The 26,836-nt window shown below is 71.8% G+C and carries 29 protein-coding genes; 17 read left to right on the top strand and 12 right to left on the bottom strand.

The features are described 5' to 3' along the window. Positions 1-207 precede the first annotated feature (207 nt). Positions 208-1,233 (top strand): CobW family GTP-binding protein, encoded by a 1,026-nt coding sequence (locus ACFPLC_RS32920; protein ID WP_378206691.1) that lies wholly within the window; start codon positions 208-210, stop codon positions 1,231-1,233. 67 nt (positions 1,234-1,300) lie between these two features. Beyond that, entirely contained in the window at positions 1,301-1,555 is a 255-nt protein-coding gene (locus tag ACFPLC_RS32915; RefSeq protein ID WP_378206693.1) for a hypothetical protein, read from the top strand. Here ACFPLC_RS32915 and ACFPLC_RS32910 read toward each other — a convergent pair. Beyond that, positions 1,552-2,097 (bottom strand): TetR/AcrR family transcriptional regulator, encoded by a 546-nt coding sequence (locus tag ACFPLC_RS32910; RefSeq protein WP_378206696.1) that lies wholly within the window; start codon positions 2,095-2,097, stop codon positions 1,552-1,554. The two genes, ACFPLC_RS32915 and ACFPLC_RS32910, sit on opposite strands and share 4 nt — an antisense overlap. 96 nt (positions 2,098-2,193) lie before the next feature. Between ACFPLC_RS32910 and ACFPLC_RS32905 the strand changes: the two genes are divergently transcribed. Beyond that, positions 2,194-3,318, top strand: coding sequence for a YbfB/YjiJ family MFS transporter (locus ACFPLC_RS32905; protein ID WP_378206699.1), 1,125 nt, complete (start codon positions 2,194-2,196; stop codon positions 3,316-3,318). Here ACFPLC_RS32905 and ligD read toward each other — a convergent pair whose 3' ends face one another. Together ligD and ACFPLC_RS32895 are read right to left on the bottom strand one after the other, a co-directional pair. After that, positions 3,319-4,323, bottom strand: a complete 1,005-nt coding sequence (gene ligD / locus ACFPLC_RS32900; RefSeq protein ID WP_378206701.1) for a non-homologous end-joining DNA ligase — start codon at positions 4,321-4,323, stop codon at positions 3,319-3,321. Then, entirely contained in the window at positions 4,320-5,399 is a 1,080-nt protein-coding gene (locus ACFPLC_RS32895) for an ATP-dependent DNA ligase (protein WP_378206703.1), read from the bottom strand. The genes ligD and ACFPLC_RS32895 overlap by 4 nt, the downstream gene beginning before the upstream one ends. A gap of 54 nt (positions 5,400-5,453) precedes the next feature. Here ACFPLC_RS32895 and ACFPLC_RS32890 point away from each other — a divergent pair, with 54 nt between their 5' ends. Continuing rightward, the gene (locus ACFPLC_RS32890; protein ID WP_378206706.1) at positions 5,454-5,960 is read left to right on the top strand and encodes a DinB family protein; all 507 of its coding nucleotides are present in this window, start codon (positions 5,454-5,456) and stop codon (positions 5,958-5,960) included. Then, complete coding sequence (locus ACFPLC_RS32885) at positions 5,960-6,883, top strand: squalene cyclase (RefSeq protein WP_378206709.1); 924 nt, start codon at positions 5,960-5,962, stop codon at positions 6,881-6,883. The genes ACFPLC_RS32890 and ACFPLC_RS32885 overlap by 1 nt, the downstream gene beginning before the upstream one ends. Here ACFPLC_RS32885 and ACFPLC_RS32880 read toward each other — a convergent pair. Next, positions 6,880-8,040: a DUF1015 family protein gene (locus ACFPLC_RS32880; RefSeq protein WP_378206711.1), complete on the bottom strand. Its 1,161-nt coding sequence runs from the start codon at positions 8,038-8,040 to the stop codon at positions 6,880-6,882. The genes ACFPLC_RS32885 and ACFPLC_RS32880 overlap by 4 nt on opposite strands. Positions 8,041-8,161: 121 nt before the next feature. Here ACFPLC_RS32880 and ACFPLC_RS32875 point away from each other — a divergent pair, with 121 nt between their 5' ends. From ACFPLC_RS32875 to ACFPLC_RS32855, 5 genes are all read left to right on the top strand, one after another. Then, positions 8,162-9,670, top strand: a complete 1,509-nt coding sequence (locus tag ACFPLC_RS32875; RefSeq protein ID WP_378206771.1) for an MDR family MFS transporter — start codon at positions 8,162-8,164, stop codon at positions 9,668-9,670. A gap of 396 nt (positions 9,671-10,066) precedes the next feature. Then, a complete protein-coding gene (locus ACFPLC_RS32870; RefSeq protein WP_378206714.1) occupies positions 10,067-10,222 on the top strand; it encodes a DUF397 domain-containing protein in 156 nt (51 codons plus the stop codon). A gap of 745 nt (positions 10,223-10,967) precedes the next feature. Beyond that, on the top strand, positions 10,968-11,789 hold the full coding sequence (locus ACFPLC_RS32865; RefSeq protein ID WP_378206715.1) for a helix-turn-helix domain-containing protein: 822 nt from the start codon (positions 10,968-10,970) through the stop codon (positions 11,787-11,789). 404 nt (positions 11,790-12,193) lie between these two features. Further along, positions 12,194-12,331 carry a hypothetical protein gene (locus ACFPLC_RS32860; RefSeq protein ID WP_378236006.1) on the top strand — a complete coding sequence of 46 codons (138 nt, stop codon included), beginning with the start codon at positions 12,194-12,196 and terminating at the stop codon, positions 12,329-12,331. Then, entirely contained in the window at positions 12,328-13,533 is a 1,206-nt protein-coding gene (locus ACFPLC_RS32855) for a hypothetical protein (protein WP_378206717.1), read from the top strand. Before ACFPLC_RS32860 ends, ACFPLC_RS32855 begins: the two co-directional genes overlap by 4 nt. 22 nt (positions 13,534-13,555) lie before the next feature. On the opposite strand, the gene ACFPLC_RS32850 is transcribed toward ACFPLC_RS32855, so the two are convergent. Together ACFPLC_RS32850 and ACFPLC_RS32845 are read right to left on the bottom strand one after the other, a co-directional pair. Then, positions 13,556-13,678, bottom strand: coding sequence for a hypothetical protein (locus ACFPLC_RS32850; RefSeq protein WP_378206720.1), 123 nt, complete (start codon positions 13,676-13,678; stop codon positions 13,556-13,558). Positions 13,679-13,685: 7 nt separating this feature from the next. Then, positions 13,686-15,941, bottom strand: coding sequence for an ATP-binding protein (locus ACFPLC_RS32845; RefSeq protein ID WP_378236005.1), 2,256 nt, complete (start codon positions 15,939-15,941; stop codon positions 13,686-13,688). A gap of 155 nt (positions 15,942-16,096) precedes the next feature. Here ACFPLC_RS32845 and ACFPLC_RS32840 point away from each other — a divergent pair, with 155 nt between their 5' ends. Then, entirely contained in the window at positions 16,097-16,882 is a 786-nt protein-coding gene (locus ACFPLC_RS32840) for a hypothetical protein (RefSeq protein WP_378206726.1), read from the top strand. Here the strand turns inward: ACFPLC_RS32840 and ACFPLC_RS32835 are convergent. Beyond that, the gene (locus ACFPLC_RS32835; protein ID WP_378206728.1) at positions 16,879-17,760 is read right to left on the bottom strand and encodes a TIGR03854 family LLM class F420-dependent oxidoreductase; all 882 of its coding nucleotides are present in this window, start codon (positions 17,758-17,760) and stop codon (positions 16,879-16,881) included. The genes ACFPLC_RS32840 and ACFPLC_RS32835 overlap by 4 nt on opposite strands. Before the next feature lie 35 nt (positions 17,761-17,795). Beyond that, complete coding sequence (locus ACFPLC_RS32830) at positions 17,796-18,233, bottom strand: MarR family winged helix-turn-helix transcriptional regulator (protein ID WP_378206731.1); 438 nt, start codon at positions 18,231-18,233, stop codon at positions 17,796-17,798. A 79-nt stretch (positions 18,234-18,312) separates the two neighbouring features. Here ACFPLC_RS32830 and ACFPLC_RS32825 point away from each other — a divergent pair, with 79 nt between their 5' ends. Both ACFPLC_RS32825 and ACFPLC_RS32820 read left to right on the top strand, forming a co-directional pair. Then, complete coding sequence (locus ACFPLC_RS32825; protein WP_191306803.1) at positions 18,313-18,690, top strand: DUF5313 domain-containing protein; 378 nt, start codon at positions 18,313-18,315, stop codon at positions 18,688-18,690. A gap of 15 nt (positions 18,691-18,705) precedes the next feature. Beyond that, a complete protein-coding gene (locus tag ACFPLC_RS32820; protein ID WP_378206734.1) occupies positions 18,706-19,641 on the top strand; it encodes an RluA family pseudouridine synthase in 936 nt (311 codons plus the stop codon). A gap of 18 nt (positions 19,642-19,659) precedes the next feature. Here the strand turns inward: ACFPLC_RS32820 and ACFPLC_RS32815 are convergent, their stop codons facing one another. Next, entirely contained in the window at positions 19,660-20,238 is a 579-nt protein-coding gene (locus tag ACFPLC_RS32815; RefSeq protein WP_378206774.1) for a hypothetical protein, read from the bottom strand. Between the two features lie 242 nt (positions 20,239-20,480). On the opposite strand from ACFPLC_RS32815, the gene ACFPLC_RS32810 reads away from it, so the two are divergent. The 4 genes from ACFPLC_RS32810 to ACFPLC_RS32795 all read left to right on the top strand — a co-directional run bounded on the left by ACFPLC_RS32810 (position 20,481) and on the right by ACFPLC_RS32795 (position 23,044). Then, the gene (locus tag ACFPLC_RS32810) at positions 20,481-21,056 is read left to right on the top strand and encodes a dihydrofolate reductase family protein (protein WP_378206737.1); all 576 of its coding nucleotides are present in this window, start codon (positions 20,481-20,483) and stop codon (positions 21,054-21,056) included. Between the two features lie 161 nt (positions 21,057-21,217). Beyond that, entirely contained in the window at positions 21,218-21,370 is a 153-nt protein-coding gene (locus ACFPLC_RS32805; protein ID WP_378206740.1) for a hypothetical protein, read from the top strand. A 70-nt stretch (positions 21,371-21,440) separates the two neighbouring features. Beyond that, on the top strand, positions 21,441-22,067 hold the full coding sequence (locus ACFPLC_RS32800; RefSeq protein ID WP_378206743.1) for an alpha-ketoglutarate-dependent dioxygenase AlkB: 627 nt from the start codon (positions 21,441-21,443) through the stop codon (positions 22,065-22,067). A gap of 20 nt (positions 22,068-22,087) precedes the next feature. Further along, on the top strand, positions 22,088-23,044 hold the full coding sequence (locus ACFPLC_RS32795) for a DUF1152 domain-containing protein (protein ID WP_378206745.1): 957 nt from the start codon (positions 22,088-22,090) through the stop codon (positions 23,042-23,044). Between the two features lie 6 nt (positions 23,045-23,050). Here ACFPLC_RS32795 and ACFPLC_RS32790 read toward each other — a convergent pair whose 3' ends face one another. From ACFPLC_RS32790 to ACFPLC_RS32780, 3 genes are read right to left on the bottom strand one after another with little or no spacing between them, the layout of a single operon-like run. After that, positions 23,051-24,328 carry a cytochrome P450 gene (locus ACFPLC_RS32790; protein WP_378206748.1) on the bottom strand — a complete coding sequence of 426 codons (1,278 nt, stop codon included), beginning with the start codon at positions 24,326-24,328 and terminating at the stop codon, positions 23,051-23,053. A gap of 53 nt (positions 24,329-24,381) precedes the next feature. Further along, a complete protein-coding gene (locus ACFPLC_RS32785; RefSeq protein ID WP_378206750.1) occupies positions 24,382-25,026 on the bottom strand; it encodes a class I SAM-dependent DNA methyltransferase in 645 nt (214 codons plus the stop codon). Positions 25,027-25,036: 10 nt separating this feature from the next. Further along, entirely contained in the window at positions 25,037-26,686 is a 1,650-nt protein-coding gene (locus ACFPLC_RS32780; protein WP_378206777.1) for a peptide-N4-asparagine amidase, read from the bottom strand. Positions 26,687-26,836: the final 150 nt, after the last annotated feature.

The raw sequence follows: 26,836 nt of genomic DNA, 5'->3' as shown, positions 1-26,836 counted from the left end.
ACAACTGCTACCAAGCGTTATTCGGACATGGCTGTACGCATTCTCCGTCAATCGATCACTCGCGAACACGAAATCGGCGTGATCCTTTGCCGCACGCTCGCCTGCGTCTTTTCGTGGGTATTCGACGAACGGCCTTCACCGGGGGCGGCCTGCCGGGTACGCGCGCCCGCGTTAGAGTCGCGGTGATCGGCAGAGGAGGGACGATTCGTGAACGCCAGGCGCATCCCCGTGGTCCTCGTCGCCGGGTTCCTCGGCGCGGGGAAGACGACGCTGCTCAACCACCTGCTCGCCAACCGCGAGGGGGCCCGGGTCGGCGTGGTGGTCAACGACTTCGGCCAGGTGAACGTCGACGCGCTCGCCGTCGCGGGCCAGGTCGACACGATGGTCTCGCTCGGCAACGGGTGCCTGTGCTGCGCGGTCGACGCGAGCGGGCTGGACGCGATGCTCGCGAAGTTGTCCGGCGCCGAAGCGGGCATCGACGTCATCGTCGTCGAAGCCAGCGGCATCGCCGAGCCCCGCGACCTCATCCGGCTGATGATCGCCAGCGAGAACCCGGACATCCGCTACGGCGGGCTGGCCGAGGTCGTCGACGCCGCCGAGTTCGAAGCCGCCCGCGGACGCCACCCCGAGCTCGCCGACCACCTGCGGCTGGCCGACCTCGTGGTGCTCAACAAGGCCGACCGGGTGCCCGCCGAGGCGCTCGCGAAGCTCACCGCGACCGTCGAAGAGCTGGCGCCGGGGCGCCCGCTGCTGGTCACCGAGCACGGGCGGGTCGACCCGCGGCTGTTCTTCGACCCCGAACCCCGCGGTGAGCGAGCCGGCCAGCTGTCGTTCGACGACCTGCGCGAGGACGACCACGACCACTCGCGGCACCTGCACGCCGAGTACCAGACGGTCACGTTCACTGCCGAAACGCCGCTCGCACCGCGCGCCTTCGTCGAGTTCCTCGAGCGGCGCCCGGCCGGGCTCTACCGGATGAAGGGCCAGGCCGACTTCGGCCCCACCGGCCCGGAAGCCCGCTTCCACCTGCACACCGTCGGCGGGTTCGTGCAGCTGGAGCGGTCGGCCTGGCCGCCGGGCGAGCCTCGGCGGACGGAGCTGGTGCTGATCGGCGCCGGCATCGACACCGGCGCCGTGCTCGCCGAGCTCGGCCGCTGCGTGGCCGAGGACCCGGACACGGTGGACGAACGCGGCCTGCTGCACATCCTGCGTCACCTGCCCGACCAGGCCTGACCGCTCCGCCACGCCGAAGATCGGCAAATGCGCCGCCGTCCCGGCACCGCGACGGACACTGACCGCCATGACGACCACCGCGGTGAGCGCACCACGCTGGTACCTGGTCGGCGTGCTGCCCGAAGACGTCCCCCTGGCCCACCTGATGACCCGCTCCGGCGACCTCCGCTACCGGCGTTCCGCCTGCGGGGAACGGGAATCCCGCAGCTGGAAACCCGTGGACCTGACCACGTCCGAACTCACGCCGTGCCCGGCGTGCGTCGCGACGCTGTCCGGCGTCGACGAGGACCGCGGCCAGCTGGCCCTGGACCTGCCGGTCTAGATCAACGTCTCCGCGAGCCGCTTCGCCGTGCGGAACGGCTGCGCGCTCTGCGCAACCACCGACGTGACTGCCGCGCCTTCCAGCAGCAGCATCAGCTCGTCGGCGCGCTCGGGATCGGCGGCCCGCAGCTGCGCCCGCAGGTAGCCGTGCAGCGCGGTCTTGTGGTGGCGGACCACCTCGCGGACCGGGTCGGCCGGATCGGGGAACTCCGAGGTCGCGTTGAGGAAGGCGCAGCCGCGGTAGCCGTCGGCGGACAGCCAGGCTTCGTAGGCGTCGAACACCGCGAGCACCCGCTCCCGCGGATCGGCGTGCGCAGCGGTGATCCGGTCGATCTCCTCCTGCCACCGCCGGTCGCGTTCCCGCAGGTAGGCGACGACGAGTCGGCTCTTGGAGCCGAAGTTGCCGTAGAGCGCCGCCTTCGTCACGCCGGCTTCGGCCGCCACCGTGTCGACGCCCACGGCGTGGATGCCGTCACGGTAGAACAGCCTCGACGCGGCCTTGAGTACCTTCGCACCCGCGTCCCCGGGACGAGTCCGGCCCACAGCGCTCCTTTCGGACAGATCGGTATGGCTCATTACCTGCGGGAATTCTAGCATCACTTGACACCAGACAGACCTGTCTGTTTGGTGGATGGAGTGGTGACGCAGACGAAGCCGGACCGGTGGATGGCGACGGCCGCGGGCGGCGCGGTCGTGATCGCCCTCTGCTACGGGTTCGCGCGCTACGCGTACGGGCCGTTCGTGCCGCGGTTCAGCGCAACGTTCGGGCTGACACCGGTCGGCGTCGGCGTGCTCGGCGGGTTGTCCACGGCCGGGTACGGCCTCGGGCTACTGCTCGCGCCGAGGACGTCCGCGCGGTCGGCGCGCGGCACCGTGCTGCTGGCGGCGGTGTCCGCGACACTCGGCCTGGCGCTGATGGCCCTCGCTCCGCACGTGACGGTGTTCGGCGCCGGGATCGTCGTCGCCGGGGCCGGCGCGGGCCTCGTCTCGCCCGGTGTGGCCCAGCTGGTCGGCGAGACGGTCGCGGCGCACACCCGCGCCCGGGCGCAGACCTGGGCCAACACCGGCACCGGTCTCGGGCTGGCCGCGTCGGCGTTCACGCCCCTGCTCGCGCTCGGCTGGCCGGTGATCTGGTCGGCGTTCGCCGCCCTGGGCGTGGCGGTGACCGTGGCCGCCTGGCGGCTGTTGCCGCGATCGCCGGGCGTCTCCGCGGCCTCCGGTCCCGTCCTCCGGGTGGTGCCGCTCGTGGTGAACTCCGTCCTCATCGGCGTGACGAGTGCGCCGTACTGGACGTTCTCCAGCTCCCGGCTCGCCGAGGCCGGGCTGAGCCCGGTCGCCGCCACCTGCTGCTGGGCCACGATCGGCGTGGCCGGGCTGCTCGGCGGCCTGGCCGGGCCCGCGGCCGAGCGCGCGGGCCTGCGGCCGGTCAACCTCGTGACGTGGACCCTCGCCGCCGCGGGCATCGCCCTCCTCGCCGTGCCGGACCCGGGTGTGCCCCTCGCCCTGCTCTCCAGCGCGCTCTTCGGCAGCACCTACATGGCCCTGACCGGGCTGTGCATTCTCTGGGCCGCGCGCCTGGCCCCCGAGCGGCCGGCCCGGGGCATCACGTGGTCGTTCGCCGGGCTCGGCGTCGGCCAGACGGTGGCCTCCCCGCTGGCCGGCACGCTGGCCGCCGGGGTCGGGTCCGCTGCGGTGTTCGGGCTGACCGCCTTGGTGGCCCTCACGGCGTGGAGCCAGCTGCACCCCCGCCTCGGTCCGCCCTGATCAGCCCTTCTTCGCGCGGCTCGGCGCCACCCGCGGCGGCTCGTTGGGCATCTTCGGGTACACCGGTGGCCACGGCGCGTCCATCAGCCCGGCCGCCATGTCCCGCTCGGACATCTCCAGCAGCGGCTTGATCGACTGCGGCCGCTCCCCCGCGCCGGCCCACGGATCGCCGCGCTCGGCCACCCGCGCGGGCACGGTGCTCAGTGTCAGCGTGTCGGGCTCGACGGTGTCCAGCTCGTCCCAGCCGATCGGCGTGGACACCTGGCCGCCGACGCGCGGGCGCACGCACCAGGTGCCGAACACCGTCTTGTGCGGGGCGTTCTGGTTGAAGTCGACGAACACGCGCGTGCCGCGTTCTTCCTTCCACCACTGCGCGGTGATCTTCTCCGGGTGCCGGCGTTCGAGGGCCCGCGCCAGCGCGACCGCGGCCGCTCGCACCTGGAAGCTGTCCCAGCGCGGCTCCAGCATCACGTACAGGTGCAGCCCGCGCGAACCCGACGTCTTCAAGTGGCCTTCGATGCCGTGCTCGGCCAGGAACTCCCTGGTCAGCACCGCGGCCTCACGCAGTTCGTCGAAGCCGATGCCCGGTGACGGGTCGAGGTCGACGCGCAGTTCGTCGGTGACCTCGGGCGTGTCGGCGAGGTAGGGCCAGACGTGAAAGCCCAGGCAGCCGATGTTCACCGCCCAGAGGATGTGGGCCAGGTCCTTCGCCACCAGCGCGTCGCTCGTCGTGCCGTTCGGTGTCGAGACGACCGTGGTGGTCAGCCACGGCGGCGCCCCCTTCGGGACGCGTTTCTGGAACCAGTTCTTGCCGCCGGCGCCGTCCGGGTAGCGCTCGAGCAGCAGCGGACGGCCGCCCAGCCGGGCCAGCAGCGGCCCGGACACCGCCCGGTAGTACTCGACGAGGTCGAGCTTCGTCTCGCCGCGTTCCGGGAAGTAGACCTTGTCCGGGCTGCTGATCTTGACCTCGACGCCGTCGACGTCGAGCAGGACCGCCGCGCTCATCGCGCCTCCCCGAACAGCTTCGCGAGCTCGGCGGGCGGCGCCTCGTCGAGCTGGGCGTACGTGCAGGACTCCGGCGTGCGGTCCGGCCGGAACCGGACCAGCCGCCCGCCGTGCCGGAACCGGCCGCCCTGCAGGTGCTCGTAGCGCACCTCCGCCACCCACTCCGGACGCAGCGGCTCCCAGGAAAGGTCCTTCTGCGGCGCCCACCGGCTGTTCACGCCCGGTTGACGGCCGGCCGGTGGCTCGTGTTCGGCCCAGGACCGCCACGGGTGGTTCTCGAGCGCGTTCTCCCGCAGCGGCGCCAGTTCCTCGACCAGCTCGGCGCGCCGGGCCTTGGTGAAGCTGCTGGCCACCCCGACGTGGTGCAGGACGCCCTCGTCGTCGAACAGCCCGAGCAGCAGCGAGCCGACGCCCACGCCGTCCTTGTGCCAGCGGAACCCGGTGACCACGCAGTCGGCCGTGCGCTCGTGCTTGATCTTGAGCATGACCCGCTTGTCCTGCTCGTACGGCAGGTCGCCGGGCTTGGCCATGACGCCGTCGAAGCCCGCGCCCTCGAACCGGGTGAACCAGTCCTCCGCCTGCGCCGGATCCTCGCTGAGCGGGGTCAGGTGGACGCGCTGCAGCCCCTCGGCGGAGTTGCCCAAGATGCTTTCGAGCTGCTTGCGCCGCTCGCGGAACGGCTCCTCGGTGAGGTCGGTGTCGCCCAGGGCCAGCAGGTCGAAGGCGATGAAGCTGGCCGGCGTCTCCTCGGCCAGCTTGCGCACCCGCGAAGCGGCCGGGTGCAGCCGCAGCTGCAACGTCTCGAAGTCGAGCCCGGCCGGAGTGACCAGCACGATCTCGCCGTCGACGACGCAGCGGGGCGGCAGCGCGGCGGCCAGCAGCTCGACCAGCTCCGGGAAGTAGCGGGTCAGCGGGCGGTCGTTGCGGGAGCCGAGCTCGATCTCGTCGCCGTCGCGGAAGACGACGCAGCGGAAGCCGTCCCACTTGGGCTCGTACAGCAACCCCGGTGCACGAGGTACCTCGTGCACCGCTTTCGCGAGCATCGGCCGCACCGGCGGCATGACGGGCAAGTCCACCGCGCGAGCTTAAAACACGGGTACGACATTTTCCGGCGTGATAGACACTCCCGCGTGACCACCGAACGTCCCGCACCGCCCCTGACCGGGGGCGAGCGCGAAATGCTCCGCACGTTCCTCGACTTCCACCGCGCCACCCTCGCGATGAAGTGCGACGGACTGTCCGACGAGGACCTCCGCCGGGCGTCGAGCCCCCCGTCCACGTTGTCCCTGCTCAGCCTGGTCCGGCACATGGCCGAAGTCGAGCGCACCTGGTTCCGGCGGGTGATCAACGCCGAGGACATCCCGCTGCGGTGGTCGGACGAGGGCGACTTCCAGGCCGCCTACGACGCGAGTTCGTCGACGCGCGCCGAAGCCTTCGAGGCGTGGCAGGCCGAGGTCGAGCAATCGCGCAAGATCGAAGAAGCCGCCGAGTCCCTCGACGTCACCGGCCACCAGCCGCGCTGGGGCGAGGACGTCTCGCTGCGGCTGGTGATGCTGCACATGATCCACGAGTACGCCCGGCACAACGGCCACGCGGACTTCCTGCGCGAGGCCATCGACGGCGTCACGGGGGCCTAGTGGACCTGCTCGCCTGGTTGCGCGATTCCGATCCGGCCCTGCGCTGGCAGGTGGAGCGCGACCTGGCGGGCGAGCCGCCGGAGGTCTGGGAGGCGACGCGGGCTCGGATGGCTTCGGAGGGGTTCGGCGCTCGCCTGCTGGCGGCGCAGGACCCCGACGGCCGGTGGGCGGGCGGCGCCTACTTCCCGGCCGGCTTCCGTGGCGGCGAAGCACAGCCCTGGACGGCGACCACGTGGTCGTTGAACGCGCTGCGTGAATGGGGTCTGGACGCGGCTGCGCTGCACGGCACGGCCGAGCTGCTCGCCCGGAACTGCCGCTGGGAGTATGACGACCTGCCGTACTGGGGCGGCGAAGTCGACTGCTGCATCAACGGCTGGACCCTGGCCAACGGGGTCTGGCTGGGCGCGGACGTCGAGGGCATCGCCGGCTGGTTCGCCGGGCACCGGCTCCCCGACGGCGGCTGGAACTGCGCGTGGGTGGAAGGGGCGACGCGCTCGTCGGTCCACTCGACGCTCAACGCGCTCAAGGGCCTCCTGGCGTACGAGACCGCGACGGGCGGCACCCCGGCCTCCCGGGCGGCCCGCCACTCGGGCGAGGAGTACCTGCTGGAGCGCGGGCTGGTCCGCCGCCGGTCCACGGGCGAGCCGATCGGGTCGTGGGTGACGGAGTTCGGCTACCCGTTCCGCTGGCGCTACGACGTGCTCAACGCGGCCGCCTACTTCCGCGACGCCGGCCGGCCGGACGAGCGGATGGCCGAGGCGATCGCGCTGATCCGGGAAGCCCGGCAACCGGACGGAACCTGGCTCCAGCAGCGGACGGACGCCGGCCGGGTGTGGTTCGCGGTGGACGTCCCGGCCGGGCAGCCGTCGAAGTGGCTGACGCTGTTCGCCACCCGGGTCCTGAACTGGTGGGACGCCCGCTAAAGCTCCGCCAGCACGAGCCCGCTGCGCGGCTTCGGCGTGAAGTACGTGGCCTTCCGCGGCATCCGGCGACCGGCCGCGTGCACCGCGAGGACGTCGGCGTAGCTCACCGGCGCCAGCAGCACCACCGCGTCGGCGTCCGGCGGGAGCGGGCGCCCGGCCGGGAGCGGGCGGACGCACGGCCCGTCGGGGTCGACGCCGAGCGCGCGGGCGAACAGGACCTGCTCGACGAGCTCGTGGTCGATCACCGGCCCGGGGCCGTCCGGGGTCGGCAGCGGCACCCGCAGCACCGCCGCGCCGGCCCGCACCACGGCCTCGCCGGTGACCGGCACGGCGTGCTCGTCGTAGCGGACGTCCAGGCCCGCCGCGCACCAGCGCGTCACCAGGTCCTCCGGGCCGAGGCCGGTGCCGGTGAGGACGCGGTGGATGGCGCCGATCTCCAGCGCCGGTCCCGCGGTGACCAGGGCGAGCAGCGCGCCGTGGCCGGCTGCCGCCGCGGCGGCCACGCGGTGGTTCCCGTCCGCGACCAGCAGGTCCGTGCCGGCCACCGCGGCCAGCAGGCGGCTCGGCAGCGGTCCTTCCGGCACCACCCAAAGGTCGTGCCGCCGCCCGGCCGCGTCCGAAGTGGACAGATCGGGCAGCCCGATGCCGGCGCAGGCCTGCTCGACCTGCTCGGTCAGCTCCGGGCCGCCGTCGGCCGGGACGAGCATCGCCGCGCTCGTCGCGCAGCCCAGCCCGGCGAGCACCGCGGCCCGTTCGGCGACGACGTCGGGGTAGACGTCCTCGGTGTGGCGGACGCGCGCGGCGCCGTCGTCGGCCACCGCGGCCGGGTCGACCAGGCAGAGCAGGCCGAGCGCCACCCCGTCCGGCCCTTCGACGCGGTAGGGCGCGACGAAGCCGCGCACCGGCCGGTAGAACCGCTTGCGGAGCCGTTCGAGTGCGGCGCGGGCGATCGGGACGGCGGCCGTCAGGTCGAGACCGCGCGCGAGGGCGGCGGGGGTGCGGGCGGGGTGCTGCACGGCCAGCAGGCTGTCCGCCGCGCCGGGCGCGGCCAGCGCGGCGATCACCCGCTCGGGCTCGGCGAACTCGTCGACGTCGGGGCCGGGGACCGCGTCGCGGACCACCCAGCCCCGCCCGATCGGCCGGATCCAGTCGCTCATCCTGACCATCTTGCGCCACGGGCGCCGGGAAATTCGCTGGGGCCGGTGCCGCCGGGATGGAATGCTTAGGACTGCAAAGCAGTTGACTCCGGTCATGACCGTTCCAGGGAGCACCCCGCCGATGACGACGTCCGCCGCCACCAGTGGGGTCGGCTTCCGGTCCGAGCGCGGCCCGGTGCTGATCGCGGTCATGCTCAGCACGGCGCTGGTCGCCCTCGACAGCACGATCATCGCGACCGCCGTCCCGTCCGTGGTGCGCGACCTCGGCGGCTTCGCGCAGTTCCCGTGGCTGTTCTCGATCTACCTGCTGACCCAGGCGGTGACGGTGCCGCTGTACGGCAAGTTCGCCGACGTGCTCGGCCGGCGGCCGGTGATGTTCTTCGGGATCGCGGCGTTCCTGGTCGGCTCGGTGCTGTGCGGCGCCGCGTGGAGCATGCCGGTGCTGATCGCCGCCCGCGCGGTCCAGGGCATCGGCGCCGGCGCGATCCAGCCGATGTCGATGACGGTGATCGGCGATCTGTACACGGTGGAGGAACGCGCGCGGGTGCAGGGCTACGTGGCCAGCGTCTGGGGCGCGGCTTCGGTGGTCGGCCCGACGCTCGGCGGCGTCTTCGCCGAGTACCTGGACTGGCGCTGGATCTTCTTCATCAACCTGCCGCTGGGCGCGATCGCGGCGTGGATGCTGTTCCGCGGCTTCGCCGAGCGCGTGGAGCGCAAGCCGCACAAGGTCGACTACCTGGGCGCCGGCCTGCTCACCGTCGGCTGTTCCCTGCTCATCCTCGGCCTGCTCGAGGGCGGCGTCGCGTGGGCGTGGGGCTCGCCGGCGAGCGTGGCGATCTTCGTCTCGGGCGTGCTGCTCCTGGTGGCGTTCGTGCTGGTGGAGAAGCGCGCGGCCGAGCCGGTGCTGCCGCTGTGGGTGTTCACCCGCCGGATCCTGGTGGGCGGCAACCTGGTGGCGGTCGTGGTCGGCGCGGTCCTGATGGGACTGACGTCGTACCTGCCGACGTACGCCCAGGGGGTGCTCGGCGCGGGCGCGCTGGTGGCGGGCTTCGCGGTGGCGGCCCTGACGGTGGGCTGGCCGATTTCGGCGTCCCTGGCGGGCAAGATCTACCTGCGCATCGGCTTCCGCGACACGGCGTTGATCGGCAGCGTGTTCATCATCGCGGGCGGCGTACTGGTGGCCCTGCTGGACGCGCGATCGTCGCTGTGGGGGGCGGCGTTCGCGGCGTTCGTGCTCGGGATCGGGCTGGGCCTGGCGGCGAGCCCGACGCTGGTCGCGATCCAGTCGGTGGTCGGCTGGGACCGCCGGGGCGTGGTGACCGCGACGAACCTGTTCAGCCGGTCACTGGGCAGCGCGGTCGGAGCGGCGGTGTTCGGAGCGATCGCCAACGCGACGCTGGCTTCGCGGTTCGCTTCGCCGCCGCCGGGAGTGGGGCCGCTACCGCCGTCGGTGGACGCGACGAGCCTGGTACTGGGCGGCGGCCACGCCGACTCCGCGGCGGCGGTGTTCGTGCGCGGGGCGTTGGCGGATGCGACGCACTATGTGTTCTTGGGATTGTTGGCGGTGGCTGTGCTTTCGGTGGGGGCGCTGTTGCTCATGCCACGGAAGACGGAGCAACTGGAGTTCTGATCCCGTTTTCCCAGCGAGCCGGAATCCGCAACCACCCTGTATCCGATCGACGGATTTCCCGGGCACACCAAGGTCATCCAGCCGGGTTCGCGGCACTCCGGGACGAGCGTTCATCTGCACGGAATTGTGCATGTGCAGCACGCTTCCACTCGCCTGGGAAGTGTCATGGATTTGACCCGGAATCGCTCCACAACAAACGTGTGGACCATGGGTTATCCTTCTCTCGGCGGTGTCGAGCCGTCACGTTCCGCAGTTAAGCTTCGAGCACTTCTACGCGATGCTCCGGCCCAACGCCGCCCGGCTGGCCGGTACGCGCCTTTCGAGAACCGGGGGACGCACGTGGCCGAGCAAGTCGGGCAGCCTTCAACCGAGAACGATGCCGTCCGGTTGAGATGGGTGAAGAGTTCGACCAGCGGCAGCGGCGGCAACGACGACTGCGTCGAGGTGGCCACCACCCTCGGGCACGTGTTCCTCCGCGACTCGAAGTTCCCTCACCCCGTCTTGGCCTTTACCCACACAGCGTGGGGCGCGTTCCTGGAAACCCACTCCTAGCCGCCTCCCTCCTCGGCCCTGCACCTTTGGCGACGAGGGCACCTCGCCTGCGCATCGGAGTCGGCCTGTAGGTCATCGGAGTCAGAGCACGACGGCGGCGATGGGGAGTTCGCCCTGCCGGCGAACGGTGCGTCTGGCACAGCTGATGGCGAGGCCACGAAGCTGTTCGAGCCCGGTTGAAGCAGCGTTCGGCCACGTTGCCCCTGCTTGCAGACTTCGGCGTCGAAGGTCGTGTCCGGACGGGCTACGCCGACGCCGTCCAGCGGCGGAAGCGACTGTCGATTGTCTTCGGCGTGGCCCGGGGTGAACAGGATTCATGTCGGCGGGCCACGCACCTCGACGACGAAGGAAAACTCGGCGCCCAGCCCACGGCGAAACCGGCGCGTCCTTCTCCATCGACGACGAGACCTCGCCACCGCCCGGCTGCGGTGGCACAGCGGCTCGATCACGGCGCAGCCTTCTCCGCGGGTCGTCCTGGCCCACCTCCGCGCACCATTCCCACCAGTCGGCTCACCGCTCTCAAGAGACGCCCTGGCCAGGTCACACCGGGTCGAAGTCGACTGCCGTAGGTCGCATCGCCACTTGGCGAACGACAAGGTAGCGTTCTTACGCGAGGCAGGCTGACGTACGACCACCAGCCTGCTATCTTTCTGCTATGTGGCACTCTGCCGAGTGTCACCCCACCGAGTGATTGGAGCGGACCGATATGACTAAGGCGCACTCGCCAGTGGCCTCCCAACGGCGGGTGTTGGCTGAGATCAGGGAGGCGAGGGAGGCCCTGCAGCTCACCCAGAAGGATGTTGCCGACGCACTCGATTGGTCCCTCAGCAAGCTGAACCGCATCGAGGGTGGCCAAGTGGGCCTGTCGATAACCGACCTGAAAGCTCTCCTCCTGCACTACGGCATCACCGATCGAGATCGCGTGGAGACCTACGTGCAGATGGCCAAGGCCGGCCGGCAACCGGGCTGGTGGGACAAGTACAAACGCACCAGCAGCCCGGAGTTCGTGAAGTTTCTCGGGCTCGAAGCAGCCGCCGTGATCCTCCGCCAATACCAGCTGCACCTCGTGCCCGGACTGCTCCAGGTACCCGAATACACCCGGTCGCTGGTGAAGTCCGGCGACCCGGCCATCGCCAAACGGATGGTCGACCTCCGCGCCGAGCGGCGGCAGCGGCTGGATGAGGAGCTCGACTTCGAGCACTTCTTCATCCTCGACGAGTCGGTGCTTCACCGGCGCATCACCGATGCCCACGGCTGGCGGATCCAGTTGCGCCACCTGAAGGAAATCGCCCAAAAGCGCAACGTGACGCTGCGAATCCTGCCGTACCAGGCGGGCTGGATCGATGGCATGCAGAGCTCCTTCGAACTGCTCCAGCTGTCCGAACAGGAGGACGACCTGTTCCTCAACCTGGAACAGCCGAACGGAGACCTGTTCTTCGACGATGTGACCGGAGCCGTGAAGGCAGCCGAGTTCATCCAGATTTTCTACAAGCTCGAAGCAGCAGCGCTTCCCGCTGAAGAAACACCGGCGCTGATCGACCGGATGCTGGAAAGGCTGGACGAGTGATGAGACAGATGTGAAAGAAGCGGCCCCCGGCTGCAACCAGGGACCGCTCCTGAATGGCAATAACCTGCGACCCACCGTGACGCGAGCGCGGACTTACTGCCGAGTCGACAGCATACGACTCCCCCACCCGGGGGTGGTGCCGCCGTCCGGCTAAACACCCAAGACCAACTTCCCGGGGAATGCAAACCACCCTTATCGGTGGTTCCGAGCCACCCGGCCGAGCGAACGGGCCAAGAACCCGCGACCGGCCTCCGAGTGCCTCTCCCATGGACAGGGTTGTCCGCGCCTTCCAGCCGGCTCGACCGAATGCCGAGCCGGCCGGTGCAGATCGGCCGCGCCCACGCACGGCCACCGCCCAGGTCCGACCTGTCGGCACTGCCTGCCGACCCGCTCCAGGAGGCACCATGAGAGCCGCAGTCCCCGCCGGCCGCATATCGCCCCGGATCCACCCCGACCGGTCCGACGTGTTCCGCCCGCCGATCCGCACCCACCACCGCTGCTTCGCGTCGCGCTGCCCATCACCCGCGGGCTGGCGACAATGAACGACGACGGAGGAGCCGCCGCGGAGCGGTGCTGGGCGACCCGGATCGGCGAGTCCGCGCTGTTCCTCGCCCCGCACATCGTCGCGCTCATCCGGCTCGAGGACCTTGTCCCGCTCCTCGAAACCGACCACCGGCTGCAGTGTGTCTTCACCGTGCCGGAAGACGGTGAGGACCGGCCCGATGCCGCCGACCTGGTCCGGGCGCACGGTGGGCTCCTCCTCTCCGCGAAGCAGGCCGCCCGGACCACGCACGGCCTCGTGCTCGCCGGCAGCAACCGCGGCCTCGCCGACGTGCGCGGTCCCAAGCTCCTGGTCCCCCACGGCGGCGGCCTCGGGCAGTACCGCTCCGGCGAGCTCGTCACCGGCCTGCACCCCGAGCAGCTGCTGCGGGACGGCCGGGTCCTCGCCGACCGGATCGTGCTCACCCACCAGCGGGAACTGGAACTCCTCGCCGACCTCTGCCCGCAGGCCGTTCCGCACGCCGTCGTCGCCGGGGACATCGCCTTCGATCGGCTCGTCGCCAGTGCTCTCTACCGGGACCAGTACCGGCGGGCCCTCGGCGTCACGGACGATCGGGAGATCATCTGCGTCACCGTGTCCTGGTCCGCCCGCTCCGGCTTCGGCAGCAACCCGGACCTCTTCAGGCACATCGTCGACGCGGCACCGCACGCACAGGTGGTCGCTTCGCTGCACCCACAGATCTGGTCGCAGCACGGCGTCGGTCAGGTACTCGGCTGGCTCGCCGACGCCATCGAAGCCGGGCTCGTCGTGCTGGCTCCGCACAGCGACTGGCGCGGGGCCGTCACCGCCGCCGATGTCGTGCTGGCCGACTACACCTCCGTCGGCGCCTTCGCGGCCGGGGCCGGTACCCCCGTTCTCCGGATTCCCCACGCTCCGCAACCGTTGCTGCCGGGCAGCCCCACCGCGGTGCTGGCCGCGGAAACGCCGCTGTGGGACCGGAGCCGACCGCTCCTCCCCCAGCTCGAAGCCGCGCGGGAAGCGCAGCGCCACGGCCTCGACGCCCACATCGCCGGCCTGCTGACTTCGCGCCCCGGGCAAGCCGGGAAGATCCTCCGGCGGGAGATGTACGCCCTGCTCGGCCTCGGTGAACCCGCCCGGGCCGTGCCGGTGTCCCCCGCGCCGCTACCGCGGCGCACGACCTGGCCGCTGATCCCGCTGCCCCGGACCCGGCCGCGCGGATGATGCACCCGCCGCTGCTCTGGACCTACGCGCTGGCCTCCGGCGCGCGGGGCAGCTTCGCCACCGCCGGGTGCGGCCAGTGCCCGGCGCTGGCGGACGTCCTCGTGCACGCCGCCACCCCGGCGTTCGCCGACGCCCGCGCGCTCATCGCCCGGTCATTCGCCGACCTGCCCGGGCTCTCCGTCGCCGCCGTCGGCGGCGTGGTCGGGGACCGCTCCGGCGGACTCGCCGTCGTCGGCGGCGCGTTCGGCGCTGTCGCCGCCCACGTCTGGGTGGTCGGCGGGCGGCGGCTCGGCGACCTCGGCGTCGTAACGCTCCAGCCGGGCCCGGACGCGCTCCACCTGCGGCCCGCCGACCTGCTCGTAGAGCTTCAGTGCCTCGGCGAGGTGGCCGCGCGCCGCCGCCCGGTCGTTGCCGTGCTCCGCCACGTCGGCGAAGCCGACCAGAACGTCCGCCTGGTAGAACGATGAGCCCGATTCCGACAGGACCGTCCAGGCCCGCTCCAGGCGCCGCTCCGCGGAGGCGACGTCGCCGCCGCGGGCGTCCAGGCGGGCGAGGCCCACCAGCACCTTCGCCTCGTCCTTCTCGTCGCCCATCTCCGCGAACATCCGCCGGGCGGTTTCCAGGTGCTCGGCCGCTTCGGCGTCACGGCCGGCCTGCGCCAGCACCTCGCCGATCCGGCGGTGCCGCTGCGCGACGCCGCGGTCGATGCCCAGCTCCGCTTCGATCGCCATGCTGCCGGTGTAGCGCCGGATCGCGGCCTCGACGTCACCGCGGCCCTGCGCGGCCGTGCCGAGCTGGTCCAGCGCCACCGATTCGTTGTGTCGGCTCCCCGCCGCCCGCGCCAGCTCCAGCGCACGCTCGCAGTGCTCCTCCGCCTCCTCGAACCGGCCCAGGTCCAGGTAAGCGCGGCCCAGCTGGCAGCACAGCCGCGACTCCGCGACGGCGTTGCGGCACCGCCGGGCCGCGGCGATCCCGAGCTCGTGCGAACGCAGCCACCGCGGGAAGTGCTTCCGGTGCAGGAACAGCTCCCACAACGCCTCGCACAGCTGCCAGGCCACCTCGTCGTGGCGCTGCGCGTCCGCTTCCTCGAGCACGGCCAGCACGTTCGGCAGCTGCGCGTCGAGCCAGTCGAGCGCGGCCCGGCCGGAGCCGAACGCGGGCGGGGTGCCGCGGTACTGCTCGCACACCGGGCTGACCCGCCAGCGGAGCGGGATGACGACCATGTTCGCCCGCGTCATCGCGTGCAGGTACCAGGTCGCCACCCGCGGCACCACCTCGGCGCGGTCGTCGTCGCGCTGGGCACGGGCGTGCAGCCGGACGAGGTCGTGGAAGCGGTAGCGGAACTCGTCGACCTCTTCCAGCAGGCTCGCGTCGACGAGCTGCTGGAGGTCTTCGGCGGGATCGGGCAGCTCGGTCGCCGCCGTGGCGATCTCGACGCCGAACACGGCGCCCGGGAACTCGCCCAGCAACCGGTACAGCTTGGCCGCCGGTTCCGGCAACGCCCGGTACGACCAGTCGAACATCGCCGCCACCGGGGCGGCACCCTCCGCCGACAGCCGGCTCAGCCGCGAGCGTTCGTCGCCGAGTTCGGCCACCACCCGGGCCACTTGCCACTGGGGCCGGGACGCCAGCCGGGCGGCCGCCACGCGCAGCGCGATCGGCAGCCGTCCGCACAGCGCGGCCAGCTCGGCGACCTCGTCGAGCTCGCCGGCGACCCGGGCCCGGCCCACCGCGTTCACCACGAGTTCCACGGCGTGCGGCTGGGAAAGCGGTGCCACGTCGAGGAAGCGCGCACCCTCCGAGACCAGGCCGTCCAGCCGCAGCCGGCTGGTCACCACCACGGTGCAGCCGGCGGACGCGGGGATCAGCGGCCGGACCTGGGCCGCCGAGAAGGCGTTGTCCAGCACGACCAGCAGCCGACGGCCCGCGGTCAGCGTCCGGAACAGCGCGGCCTGCTCGGCCAGGTCGGGCGGCACGCGCTCGGGGGCGACGCCGAGCGCGCGCAGGAACGCGCCGAGCGCCTCGTCCGGCAGGACCGTGGTCCCCGCCGAGAACCCCCGCAGATCGGCGTAGAGCTGGCCGTCGGGGTAGCGCCCGGCGTGCCGGCCGCCCCACGTGACGGCGAGGGCGGTCTTGCCGACCCCACCCGGCCCGACCAGCACGGCGAGCGCGGGCCGGCCGCCGGTTTCCTGCCCGGCGACCTCGTCCAGGGCCGCGAGCTCGCCGGCCCGGCTGGTGAAGTGCGACGGCGACGGCGGCAGCTGCCGGGGTACCGGGTGCGGCGACCGCGGGCCGGCGACCCAGACGTCACCGGTGATGGTCCCGGCCTGCAGCACCACCCCGGCCGCGCCACCGTCGACGTGGTTGTGCACTTCGGAAGGTGATGCGGCACCGCTCCGAGACGTCATCCGAGAGCTCCCACCCGAGGCCCGAACTTCCCTGTGTACCTGTCGCCCGCGCGCGACGGCACGGGATGCCGGGGGAATTACCTCGAACGTACGAGAGCAGCGGGGCCGCGGTCCGTCAGAATCTCCAGGTCACCGGCAACCAGGAAGGCCCGACCTTGTCCGTCGAAGAACTCCCGCCCTACCGCGCCCTGCTGGTGGTCGACACGAAGGGGTTCGGCAGCAACCCCGCCGCCACCCAGGCGGTGGTGTCCGCCGCCATCCCCGACGTGCTTTCGCAGGCCTTCACCCGCGCCGGGCTGCGCGAAGTCTGGGAAACCGCGCTGTTCCCGCACGGCACCGGCGACGGTTACGGGCTCGGCTTCGACCCGCGGTTCCTGCCCGCGGTGGTGACCCGGTTCTTCGACGAGCTGCAGGCCGTGCTCGCCGAGCGGGACGCGCGCCTGCGGTCGGCCGCGCGGTCGGTCCGCCTGCGGATGCGGGCCAGCCTGAACGTCGGCCCGATCCTCGAACCGGCACCGGGCACGACTTCGGCCGCCGCGATCGGCAGTGCCGTGATCACGACGCACCGGCTGCTCGACGCCGACCCGGTGCGCTCGGTGCTGGAGCGCTCCGACCCCGACCAGACGTTCCTCGCGGTGGCGCTGTCGCAGCGGGTCTTCGAAGACGTGCTGGCCAGCGAATACGCGAAGCTGCCCGCGACGAAGGTCGTCCCGGCCGACGTCGCGATCAAGGAGTACCGCGGGACGATCTACCTGTACGTCCCGAACCCGAGCGGGGACCTGTTGCGCCACGGCGCCGGCGGCTACGAGGAGGAGCTGGCCGTGGCCCGGTCCAAGATCGAGCCGACGGCACCGGGCAGCACGACGAACGTGATCAGCGGGACGGTGAGCGGGAGCGCGTTCCAGATCGGCCAGGTCCACGGCAACGTCAACCACGGCTAGTTCTGCAGGGGCACCAGTTCCGCCTGGAACTTCTCCAGGAAGCCGTCGAAATCGGCGTGCGCGGGCCGGATCACGAACTTCGACAGCCCGGCTTCGATGTGTTGCTCCACCAGCCGCCGGGCCTCCGGCCAGCTCGTCGCCACCAGGTCCGGCAGCGGCACGCCGGGGTTCCGCCGGGCCGCCACCGCGGCGAGCTCGTCCGGGATCCCGCGGTCGGCCACCGCGAGGCTGAGCCCGAAGTGGTCCTCCTCGATCTCGCGCCCGGCCTCCGCCGCGGCCCGTTGGATGGCGATGCGGGCGTCGCGAGCCTGCGACGGCGTGTGGAAACTGCCGAGCCAGCCGTCCGCGAGCCGGCCCGTCCGGCGCAGGGCGGCCGGGGCGGAACCGCCCAGCCAGACGTCGAGGCGCTTCTGCGGGCGCGGACCGAGCCGGACCCGCTCGACCTGGAAGAACTCGCCGTCGAAGGAGACCTCGTCCTCTTCCAGGAGCCGGCGCAGCAGCACGAGGGACTCGTCGAAGACCGCGGCGCGGCGGCCGGACGGCACCGGGAAGAGGGCGGCTTCGGCCGCGCGGGCCGGGCGCAGGCCGAACACCGGCAGGACCCGCCGGGGCGCGAGCCCGGCCAGGGTGAGCAGCTGCTTGGCCACCAGGACGGGGTGCCGTCCCGGCAGGATCGCGACGCCGGTGCCGACCTTGAGCTTCGCCGTCCGCGCCAGCGCGTGCGTCATCCCGATCAACGGGTCGACCTCGGGCGAGTAGACCAGTTCGGACAGCCACAGCGAGTCGACGCCGGCGTCCTCCAGCCGCTGCGCCAGCCCGGCGAACTCCGCCGGCCCGGTGCCCGCGGCCGGGGCGACGCCCAGCCTGATCTTCAGCACACCGGGTCCAACCCCGCCCGGCGGCCGGGCATTCCTCAGGCCGTCGCGGCGATGACGCGGCTCAGCACGCCGTGCAGCGCTTCCAGCTCGGACACCTCCATGCCGAGCGTCTCCACCACCTTGTACGGGATCTTCTCCGCCTCGGTCCGCAGCGCGCGGCCGGTCTCGGTCAGCTCGACCGTCAGCCGACGCTCGTCCGAGCGGCTGCGGCTGCGGGTGACGTAGCCGAGCGCCTCGAGGCGCTTGAGCAGCGGTGACAGCGTGGCCGGCTCGTGGCGCAATGCCTCGCCCAGCTCCTTCACCGACCGCGGTGACTGCTCCCACAGGGCGAGCATCACCAGGTACTGCGGGTGGGTCAGCCCGTACGGCTCCAGCAGCGGCCGGTAGATCGCGATGACGCTGCGCGAAGCCACCGACAGCGCGAAGCACACCTGCCGGTCCAGCTTCAGGGGGTCTTCACCCAGGTCGATCATGGCGCGATCCTAACGTGGCCCACGAGACAATTAGTACACTAACTATTAGTGTACTGTAGTCCTCATGGAACGACCTGGTGTGCTCCGCTGGCTCGGCTACGCGGTCGGGGTCAAGCTGCCGGCCCGCTACAACGACTGGGCGTTGCACGATGCGACGTCGAAGCACTGGCGCGCCCGCTTCGTGCTGCAGCGGTCGATCGGCATCGCGCCGCTGTGCGCGGTGTGGTTGCTGCTGCCCGGCTCGATCTGGCTGCGGCTCTCGCTTGTCCTGATGGCCGCCCTGGTCGCGTACTTCTACTCGTGCGCGTACATGGAGGAGAGCGTCGAACACCGGCTCGGCCGGCAGGGCTTCCCGCACCACACCGGACGCCGCATCCGCGCCGAGGCCGCCGAAGCGAAGAACGCCGAGGCGACCGCCCGCTACCTCGCGCGCTACCGGACGCCGTCCGAGGGTTAGTTACAGTCGGGGACGATGAGACGCAAGCTCCGCCCGCCGATCCCGCCCCGCCACGGGCTGGACCCGGCCCGGCTGAAACTGCCCGACGGCGAGTGGCCGACGCTGCTGGCGCACCTGGTCGACCGGCTGCCGCGCGTCTCGCCCGGGCGGATCGAGCAGATGCTGCGCGAAGAGCGCATCCACGGCACCGACGGCCCGCTCGGCGTCGACACGCCGTACGCGCCCGGCTCGTTCATCTGGTTCCACCGCGACCTGCCGGACGAGGTGCCGGTGCCGTTCGCGATCGACGTCGTGCACCGCGACGAGCATCTGCTCGTCGTCGACAAACCGCACTTCCTGGCGACCATCCCGCGCGGGCAGCACATCCTGGAGACCGCGCTCGTGCGGCTGCGCCGCGACCTCGGCCTGCCGCACCTGTCCCCCGCGCACCGCCTGGACCGTGTCACCGCCGGGCTGGTGATGTTCGTGATCACGCCGGAGCTGCGCGGCAGGTACCAGACGCTGTTCCGCGACCGCCGGGTGCACAAGGAGTACGAGGCGATCGCGCCGTACGACCCGGCCCTGGACCTGCCGAGGACCGTCCGGAGCCGGATCGTCAAGGACCGCGGGGTCCTGGCCGCCCAGGAGGTGCCGGGCGAGCCGAACGCCGAGACCCACGTCGAGTTGCTCGAGCACCGGAACGGACTGGGCCGGTACCGGCTGGTCCCCTCGACCGGCCGGACCCACCAGCTGCGCGTGCACCTGAGCGGCCTCGGCGTCCCGATCCTCGGCGACGACTTCTACCCGGTCCTGCGCGAGAAACCGCTGGGCGACTTCACGAAACCCCTGCAGCTGCTGGCCAAGGTGCTCGACTTCGACGACCCGCTGACCGGCGCCCACCGCCGCTTCACCAGCGGTCGCCGGCTGGCCGCCTGGGACGACCTCGGCGCCTGGGCGGCGTCCCCGGCGTGACCCGGGGACGCCGTGGGGTCACTTGTGCCAGAACTTGATCCCGCTCCACTGCACGGTGATCGGCCCCGCGCCGCTCGAGGTGCGGTAGCTGCCGAACTTGTCGTAGTAGCTGCCGCCCGGGCTCGAGATCGTCTGCTTCAGGGAGCCGTTGAGGTACACCTTGTGCGAGCTGCCGACCTGGTTGATCGTGTTGACCCGCACCGACGTGCCGACGGTCGCGCCGCTGCCCAGCGTCGCCCCGCCCTCCACCGCGTACATCCGGCCGCCCTTCTCGACGGCCAGCATGAAGTACGGCCCGGCGTTCGAACCGTCCCGGAAGGTCTGCTTGAGGCTGATCCGGGAGCCGGTCATGCTGGTGATCTTGAAGGAGCCTTCGAACTGATGGGTGCCGCCGGTGTAGGTGGCGTAGCGGCGTTCCGCGCGCTGGTCGCCGCTGCCGGTCGAGCAGGTGAGCTTGAACGTCAAGCCGGAGATGTCACCGCATCCCCGCTCCTGCTCGGAGTAGCCCGGCGAGTCCGCCGTCCACGGACCCGTGCCGACCTGGGCGTCCGCCGCCGGGGTGCACACCGCGAGCCCCAGCGCCGCCGCCGCGAGCACGCCCGCACCGTGAAGTCTGCGCACCGTCAACCTCCTGTGTCACTCGAGGCGGCGGTGGCTCGCACAAAGGTCCAGACCTTTATCCGGCGTGGAAGTGACTGTACGAGCCCGCGCGGCGGCGGGCAAGACCCACTTCTCTCGCGCGTGGTCGGTCGGAAGTTTTCTCCGGGGTGGGTGTCGAATCGCGCTTGCGCCGTTCGACAGACTCTTGGAAGCACGATCGACCCTCCGAGGAGCACCGCATGCGCACCCTGATCTCCACCTCGTTCGTTTCGCTCGACGGCGTCGTCGAAGCCCCCGGCGGGGAGCCGGGCTACCGCAACGCGGGCTGGACGTTCAAGGACATCGAGTTCGACCCGGCCGCCTACGCGATCAAGGGCAGCGAGCAGGAGGAAGCCACCGCGCTGCTGCTGGGCCGGGTCAGCTACCAGGCGTTCGCGCCCGTCTGGCCGGGCATGACCGTCGAGTTCGCCGGCTACAACGCGATGCCGAAGTACGTCGTGTCGACCACGCTGGCCGAGGCGGACCTGGTCGACAACTGGGGCGAGACGACGATCCTGCGTTCCCTGGACGAGGTGGCGGCGCTCAAGGAGACCGAGGGCGGCCCGATCATCGTCAACGGCAGCGCCACCCTGAACCGCGCCCTGGCCGACGCGGGCCTGATCGACCGCTACCACCTGCTGGTCTTCCCGGTCCTGCTCGGCGCGGGCAAGCGGCTGTTCAGCGAGACCGACAAGGACAAGCAGAACCTGAAGCTGGTCGAGAGCGAGGCGTACGGCAACGGGGTGCAGAAGCTCGTCTACGACGTCACGCACTGATCGCCGCTCCCGCCGGCCCCGGATCGCGGCGCCGTGGAGCCGGTGCAGGACCGGGACCTGATGATGGCCGAGCCCAGCCACCTGCCCGTCCTGCTGGAGCTGGTCGCGGACCCCGATTGTCCGAGCCAGGGTCGCCGGACGGCGCTCAGCGCGCTCATTGCATGGTGGGCCACACCCGGACCGCCGAGCACTCGGCCGACGCCTGGGCGGCAACCTGGGCGCGGCGGGTGCTCGAGGTCATCGAGCACCCCGACGCGTTCTCGCGGCCGGACTGGTGCGGCTGGCCCGGGTTCGCGGACCGGCCCACCGGCTGACCCCGGGACCGACGGCTTCGCGATGTTTCACGTAGAACATCTGTTCGAACATCGTGGTACGGTCGGACCCATGACGACTCCGGCCCTGCAGGCCTCGCTGTTCGGCGAATCCGGCCCCGTCACGCTGCACGCCCTGGCCCCGCGCCGGACCGAGCTCGGCTCCGGCGCGTGGGTCGACGTGCAGCCGGGCTGGCTCGCCGGCGCCGACGAGGTGTTCGCCGCACTCGCCACCGGCGTCCCCTGGCAGGCGGAGCGGCGGAAGATGTACGACCGGGTCGTCGACGTCCCGCGGCTGCTGTGCTTCTACCGCGAAACGGAAACCCTCCCCGATCCCGTGCTGGCGGAGGCCCGCGCCGCGCTGAGCGAGCACTACGCGGATGAACTCGGCGAGCCGTTCCGCACCGCGGGGCTGTGTTATTACCGCGACGGCCGGGACAGCGTGGCGTGGCACGGCGACACGATCGGCCGTGGCAGCACCGAGGACACGATGGTCGCGATCCTCTCGGTGGGCACGGCCCGCCAGCTGGCCCTGCGCCCCCGCGGCGGCGGCGAGTCGCACCGCTACGCCCTCGGCCACGGCGACCTCATCGTCATGGGCGGCTCGTGCCAGCGCACGTGGGAACACGCGATCCCGAAGACGACCCGGGCGGCCGGGCCGCGGATCAGCATCCAGTTCCGGCCCCGCGGCGTCCGCTGAAACCTCCGTACGATGGCGGCGTGTTCTCGCTCGCGGAGCCTCCGCTGTTCACCCGGCTGCGGCCCGCCCGCCGGGTCCTGATCGCCGGCGCCGGCGGCGGGTTCGACGTCTACGCCGGTCTCCCGCTCGCCTTCGCGCTGCGTGCCCAGGGCAAGGAGGTCTGCTTCGCGAACCTGGCGTTCAGCGACCTGAACCGGCTCGAGCTGGACGACTGGATCGCGCCGGACGTGGCGCGGGTGCGGCCCGGCAGCGCGGGCGACGACGGCTACTTCCCCGAGCGGACCCTCGCCGGCTGGCTCGGAACACAGGGGTGGCCGCCGGTCGTCCACGCCTTCCCGCGCGTCGGGGCCTGGCCGCTGCGGGAAGCCTACGAAGCCCTGGTCGCGCAGCTCGCCGTCGACGCGGTGGTGCTCGTCGACGGCGGCACGGACATCCTGCTGCGCGGGGACGAATCCGGCCTCGGCACCCCCGAGGAGGACATGACCAGCCTCGCCGCGGTGGCCGCGCTCGAGGGCCTCGACCGGATCGTGGTCAGCCTCGGCTTCGGCATCGACGCCTTCCACGGCGTCTGCCACGCGCACGTGCTGGAGAACCTCGCCGCCCTCGACCGGGCCGGCGGGTACCTGGGCGCGCTGTCGATCCCGTCGGCGTCCCCGGAAGCGGCGGCCTACCTGGACGCCGTCGCGCACGCGAACCGGGCGACCCCGGGCCGGCCGAGCATCGTCCAAGGGCAGATCGCCGCCGCGCTGCGGGGTGAGTTCGGGGACGTGCACGGCAGCACCCGCACCGCGGGCAGCGAGCTGTTCGTCAACCCGCTGATGGGGGTCTACTTCGCCGTGGACCTGCCGGCCCTGGCCGCCGGGGTCGGCTACCTGGCGGAGCTCGCGACCACGAACACCGCCACCGAGGTCGCGCTCGTCATCGAAGCGCACCGGGACCGCGTCCCGCGCCGTCGCCACCGGGCCATCCCGCACTGACGCCCGTCAGTCGACCAGCACCGGCAGCTCGTCCAGACCGTACACAATGGACACCTTACGGAAGGACAGCTGCTCCTCCGGCACCGCGAGCCGCAGGTTCGGGAAGCGGCGGATCAGCGCCGGGTAGGCCGTGCGCAGCTCCATCCGGGCCAGCTCCGCGCCGATGCAGCGGTGGATGCCGTAGCTGAAGGCCAGGTGGGACGTCGGCTCGCGGGTGGCGTCGAACTTCTCCATGTCCGGGCCCAGCTTGGGGTCGCGGTCCGCCGCGGACAGCGACACCAGCACGATGTCGCCCTCGGCGATGCGCACGCCGCCGATCTCCATGTCCTCCTTGGCGAACCGGGGGAACGCCATCTGCACCACGGTCAGGTAGCGCAGCAGCTCCTCGACGAAGCGGTGCACGGACTCGTCGTCACCGCGGACGGCGTCCATCGCTTTCTCGTCGCGCAGCAGCACCAGAGCGCCGAGCGCCAGCATGCTCGCCGTGGTCTCCAGGCCGCCGGTGAGCACGCCGTCGGCCAGGCCGGCCAGCTCGCGGTCGTCGATCTCGTCGCCGTGTTCCTTGATGAGCATGCCGAGCAGGCCGTCGCCGGGCTGTTCGCGCTGCTTCTTGACGATGTCGAGCAGGTACGTCAGCGACTCCGACATGGCGCCGAGCGAGGCGCCCGCGCCGCCGAAGAGGTCGAAGCGGGCGGTGCTCAGCCGCTGGAAGTCCTCGCGGTCCTCATAGGACACGCCGAGCAGCTCGCAGATGGTCAGCGACGGGATCGGCAGCGCGAACGCCTGCCACAGGTCGACCGGGCCGTCGGCCGCGGCCATCGCGTCGAGCTGCTCGGCGACGATCTCGTCGATGCGCGGGGCCAGGCGGCTCAGCCGGCGCATGGTGAACTCCGGCGTGAGCAGCTTCCGCAGCCGTGTGTGCACCGGCGGGTCCGCGAAACCGAGGCCGCCCGGGTTCTGGTCGGCGGTCACGCCGGCGTTGCCGACCAGGTTGCCGAAGTCGCTGGAGAACCCAGACGCCTTGCCGAGCACGGCCTTCGCTTCGTCGTAGCCGGTGACGAGCCAGGCGTTCATCCCGAACGGCAGGTCGAGCCGGCCGATCGGCGCCTCGCTCCGCTGCGCGGCCATCGCGGGGACCGGGTCGAGGCCCTCCCGCCGCAGCGGCAGCAGCGCCGAATCGGGCAGGATGGCCGACATCTTTTCGAGGTCGAAACCCTTTTTCGACTGCCGGGCGAGGTAGCGCCGGCCGACCCAGCCCAAGACTCGTGAGCGGAGACTCCCCATGGGACCGACAGTACCGTACTAGCCCGATCGGGTGACGCGTAGCGAGACCGGGTTCACCCCGGCTTGCGGGCCAGCAGGTACGCCTGCGGTGTCTTCTCGTACGGGCCGTGCGGTTCGCGGACCAGCCGCGCCTCCACGACGAGCCCGGCGGCGACGCACAGCTCGGCCACGAAGTCCGGCTGCAGCCGGTACGCGTCGAAGGCGACGTCGTGGCCGTAGCCCTGGGTGATGCGGCGGCGCTCGTCGCCGACCTGGAACCCGGTCAGCAGCCGTCCGCCCGGTGCCAGCACCCGCGCCAGCTCCGCCACCACCGGCGGCAGTTCTTCCGGTGGAGTGTGGATGAGCGAATACCACGCCACCACCCCGGCCAGGGTGCCGTCGCCGAGGTCCAGTGCGGCCATCGAACCGACCTCGAACCGCAGCCCGGGGTGCGTCCGCCGGGCCACCTCGACCATGCCGGGCGAGAGGTCGACGCCGAACACGTCCAGCCCGAGCGAGGCCAGGTACCCGGTCAGCCGGCCCGGGCCACAGCCGAGGTCTCCGACCGGGCCGCTTTTCCCGACCAGTTCGGCGAACGTGCTCAGCATCGCCCGGTCCCACGGGCTCTCGTCGAGCAGGTCTCGCAGCTGCTCGGCGTAGGAATCGGCGACGGTGTCGTAGGCGGTCCGGGTTTCGGTCACGAAGGCAGGTTCGGTCACGCGCCGGACCCTATCCGCGACCACCGACAATTCGGTTCCCGGTGATCAGCCCGTGCTGGCTCGCGACGTAGTGGAAGTACGGCCGGCCCAGGTCGTCGGAGCCGGTGAAGAGTGTCTTCGAGCGGCCGTCGGCTTCGGTGTTCACGCCGTTCGTGCGGGCCAATACGCCCGACGAGGTCAGCCACTCGCGGGACGCGCTCACCGGCCGCCAGTTCCGGCCGTCGCCGGTGGCGTCTCCGAGGATCTTCGTCATCTCCACCGAGCCCGAGATCCGCAGGTTCTGGTCGTCGGTGATGTTCGCGGTCGCGTCCGTGGTCAGCGGGTAGGACCAGGTGTGCCGGGCCGACGAGCGCGGTCGGCCGTCCACTGTGGACACCGACGTCTGCTGCCCGGAATCGGCCTGCACGACGTGCTGGGTGAAGCCGCCGCCGGTGACGTCGTCGCTGTTGCGGTAGTCGCGGGTGCGCTCGACGCGCGTGTACACGCGGCCGGCGGAGGTGTCGACGTAGCCGGCCGTGACGTCGTCGCGCTTCGCGGTGACGGTGACGTTCACCCCGCCGTCGATGTCCTTGACCGTCGTCTGCCGCACCGGCGCGGCGGCGACGTCGTGCCGGGTCAGGGCACCGGATGTCTGCGCGGCGTTTTTGTCGGTGTAGAGCAGTAGCGTCGGGACGACGGTGAATTCGCCGCCGATGTCCGGGAAGGAGAACGAGAGGTCATGGGTCCCGCCGTCGACGAGGCGCCCCGCGAACGGCGTGACGTCGTAGGTTTCGGCGTGCAGGCTGAAGGTGTCGATCGCGACGATCGGCCGCCACAGCTGGGGCACGATCCCGCCCGAGTAGATGTGCGGGAAGGTGAACGCGCTCCCGGCCGGCGTGCCGTCGATCGCGAAGTTCGCCTCGCGGTAGGGGCCCTTCCCGCACAGCCCGGCCGCCGGGTACTTCGCCGCGACGTCGTCGGGCACGTCGTCGAACCACTGCTCGTCGCAGGCGTGCCCTTCGAGGGTGACCTCGAGGTAGGCGCGGGTGATGTTGCGCGGCAGGCCCTGGGCGGTGAAGTGCACGGTGGGCGCGGCGGGCGTCGCGTCGGCGTGCCCGAACCCGGCGACGTGGCCGGGGGTTTCCGGTGCGGGGTGCCTGCGGTCGGCCTGGTAGTAGGTGAGCGTCACGGTCTGGGCGTAGACGCCGGTGTAGATCGGCGAGGTGTAGTTCTCGACGCCGCCGTGGAAGGGCTGCGGGGTCCGCAGCAAGGCGCTGTAGGGCGTCAGGTCCTTGTCGAAGTGGTAGGTGATCGCGCGGCGGCCCTCGCCGCTGGGCTCCTCGGTCGTCCCCCACCAGACCTCGGTGCCGCCGATCTTCAGGTCGCCGATCCGGTCGTACTGCCGCCCGCTCACGGTGACGGTCTGGTCCATGACGACCTTCGCCCACGGCCCGGGGCAGGCCTTCGGCGGGGTGAGGGTGCCCTCGTAGAACCGCGGGCTGCCGTCGGCGGCGTTGGAGCGGAAGCCGTCGGCGAGCGTGACGCTGCAGTGGGGCGTGTCCGGCCGCGTGACCGCGGGCGCGGCGGTGACCGGATCGTCGGTATCGCCTTCCACGACCGGCGAAGCCGAGGCGATGCCCGGCAGGAGCAGCAGGGAGGACAGGACCGCACCGATCAACACCAGTCGACTCCGCACGCGGCCACCCTATCCCGGCGGATCCCCGACGAACGGCTGGACATCGACCGGACAAAAGTCCGGTCACCCAGGGCGCGGCCCGTGGTGCCCGGCGGGTGGGATCCGTAGCAGTACGAAGTCGACATGTCGCTGCGC

Source organism: Amycolatopsis plumensis (assembly GCF_042652605.1).
Classification (GTDB): Bacteria; Actinomycetota; Actinomycetes; order Mycobacteriales; family Pseudonocardiaceae; genus Amycolatopsis; species Amycolatopsis plumensis.
Note: the sequence above shows the minus strand (reverse complement) of the source record. Positions and strands in the feature narration are given on the sequence as shown.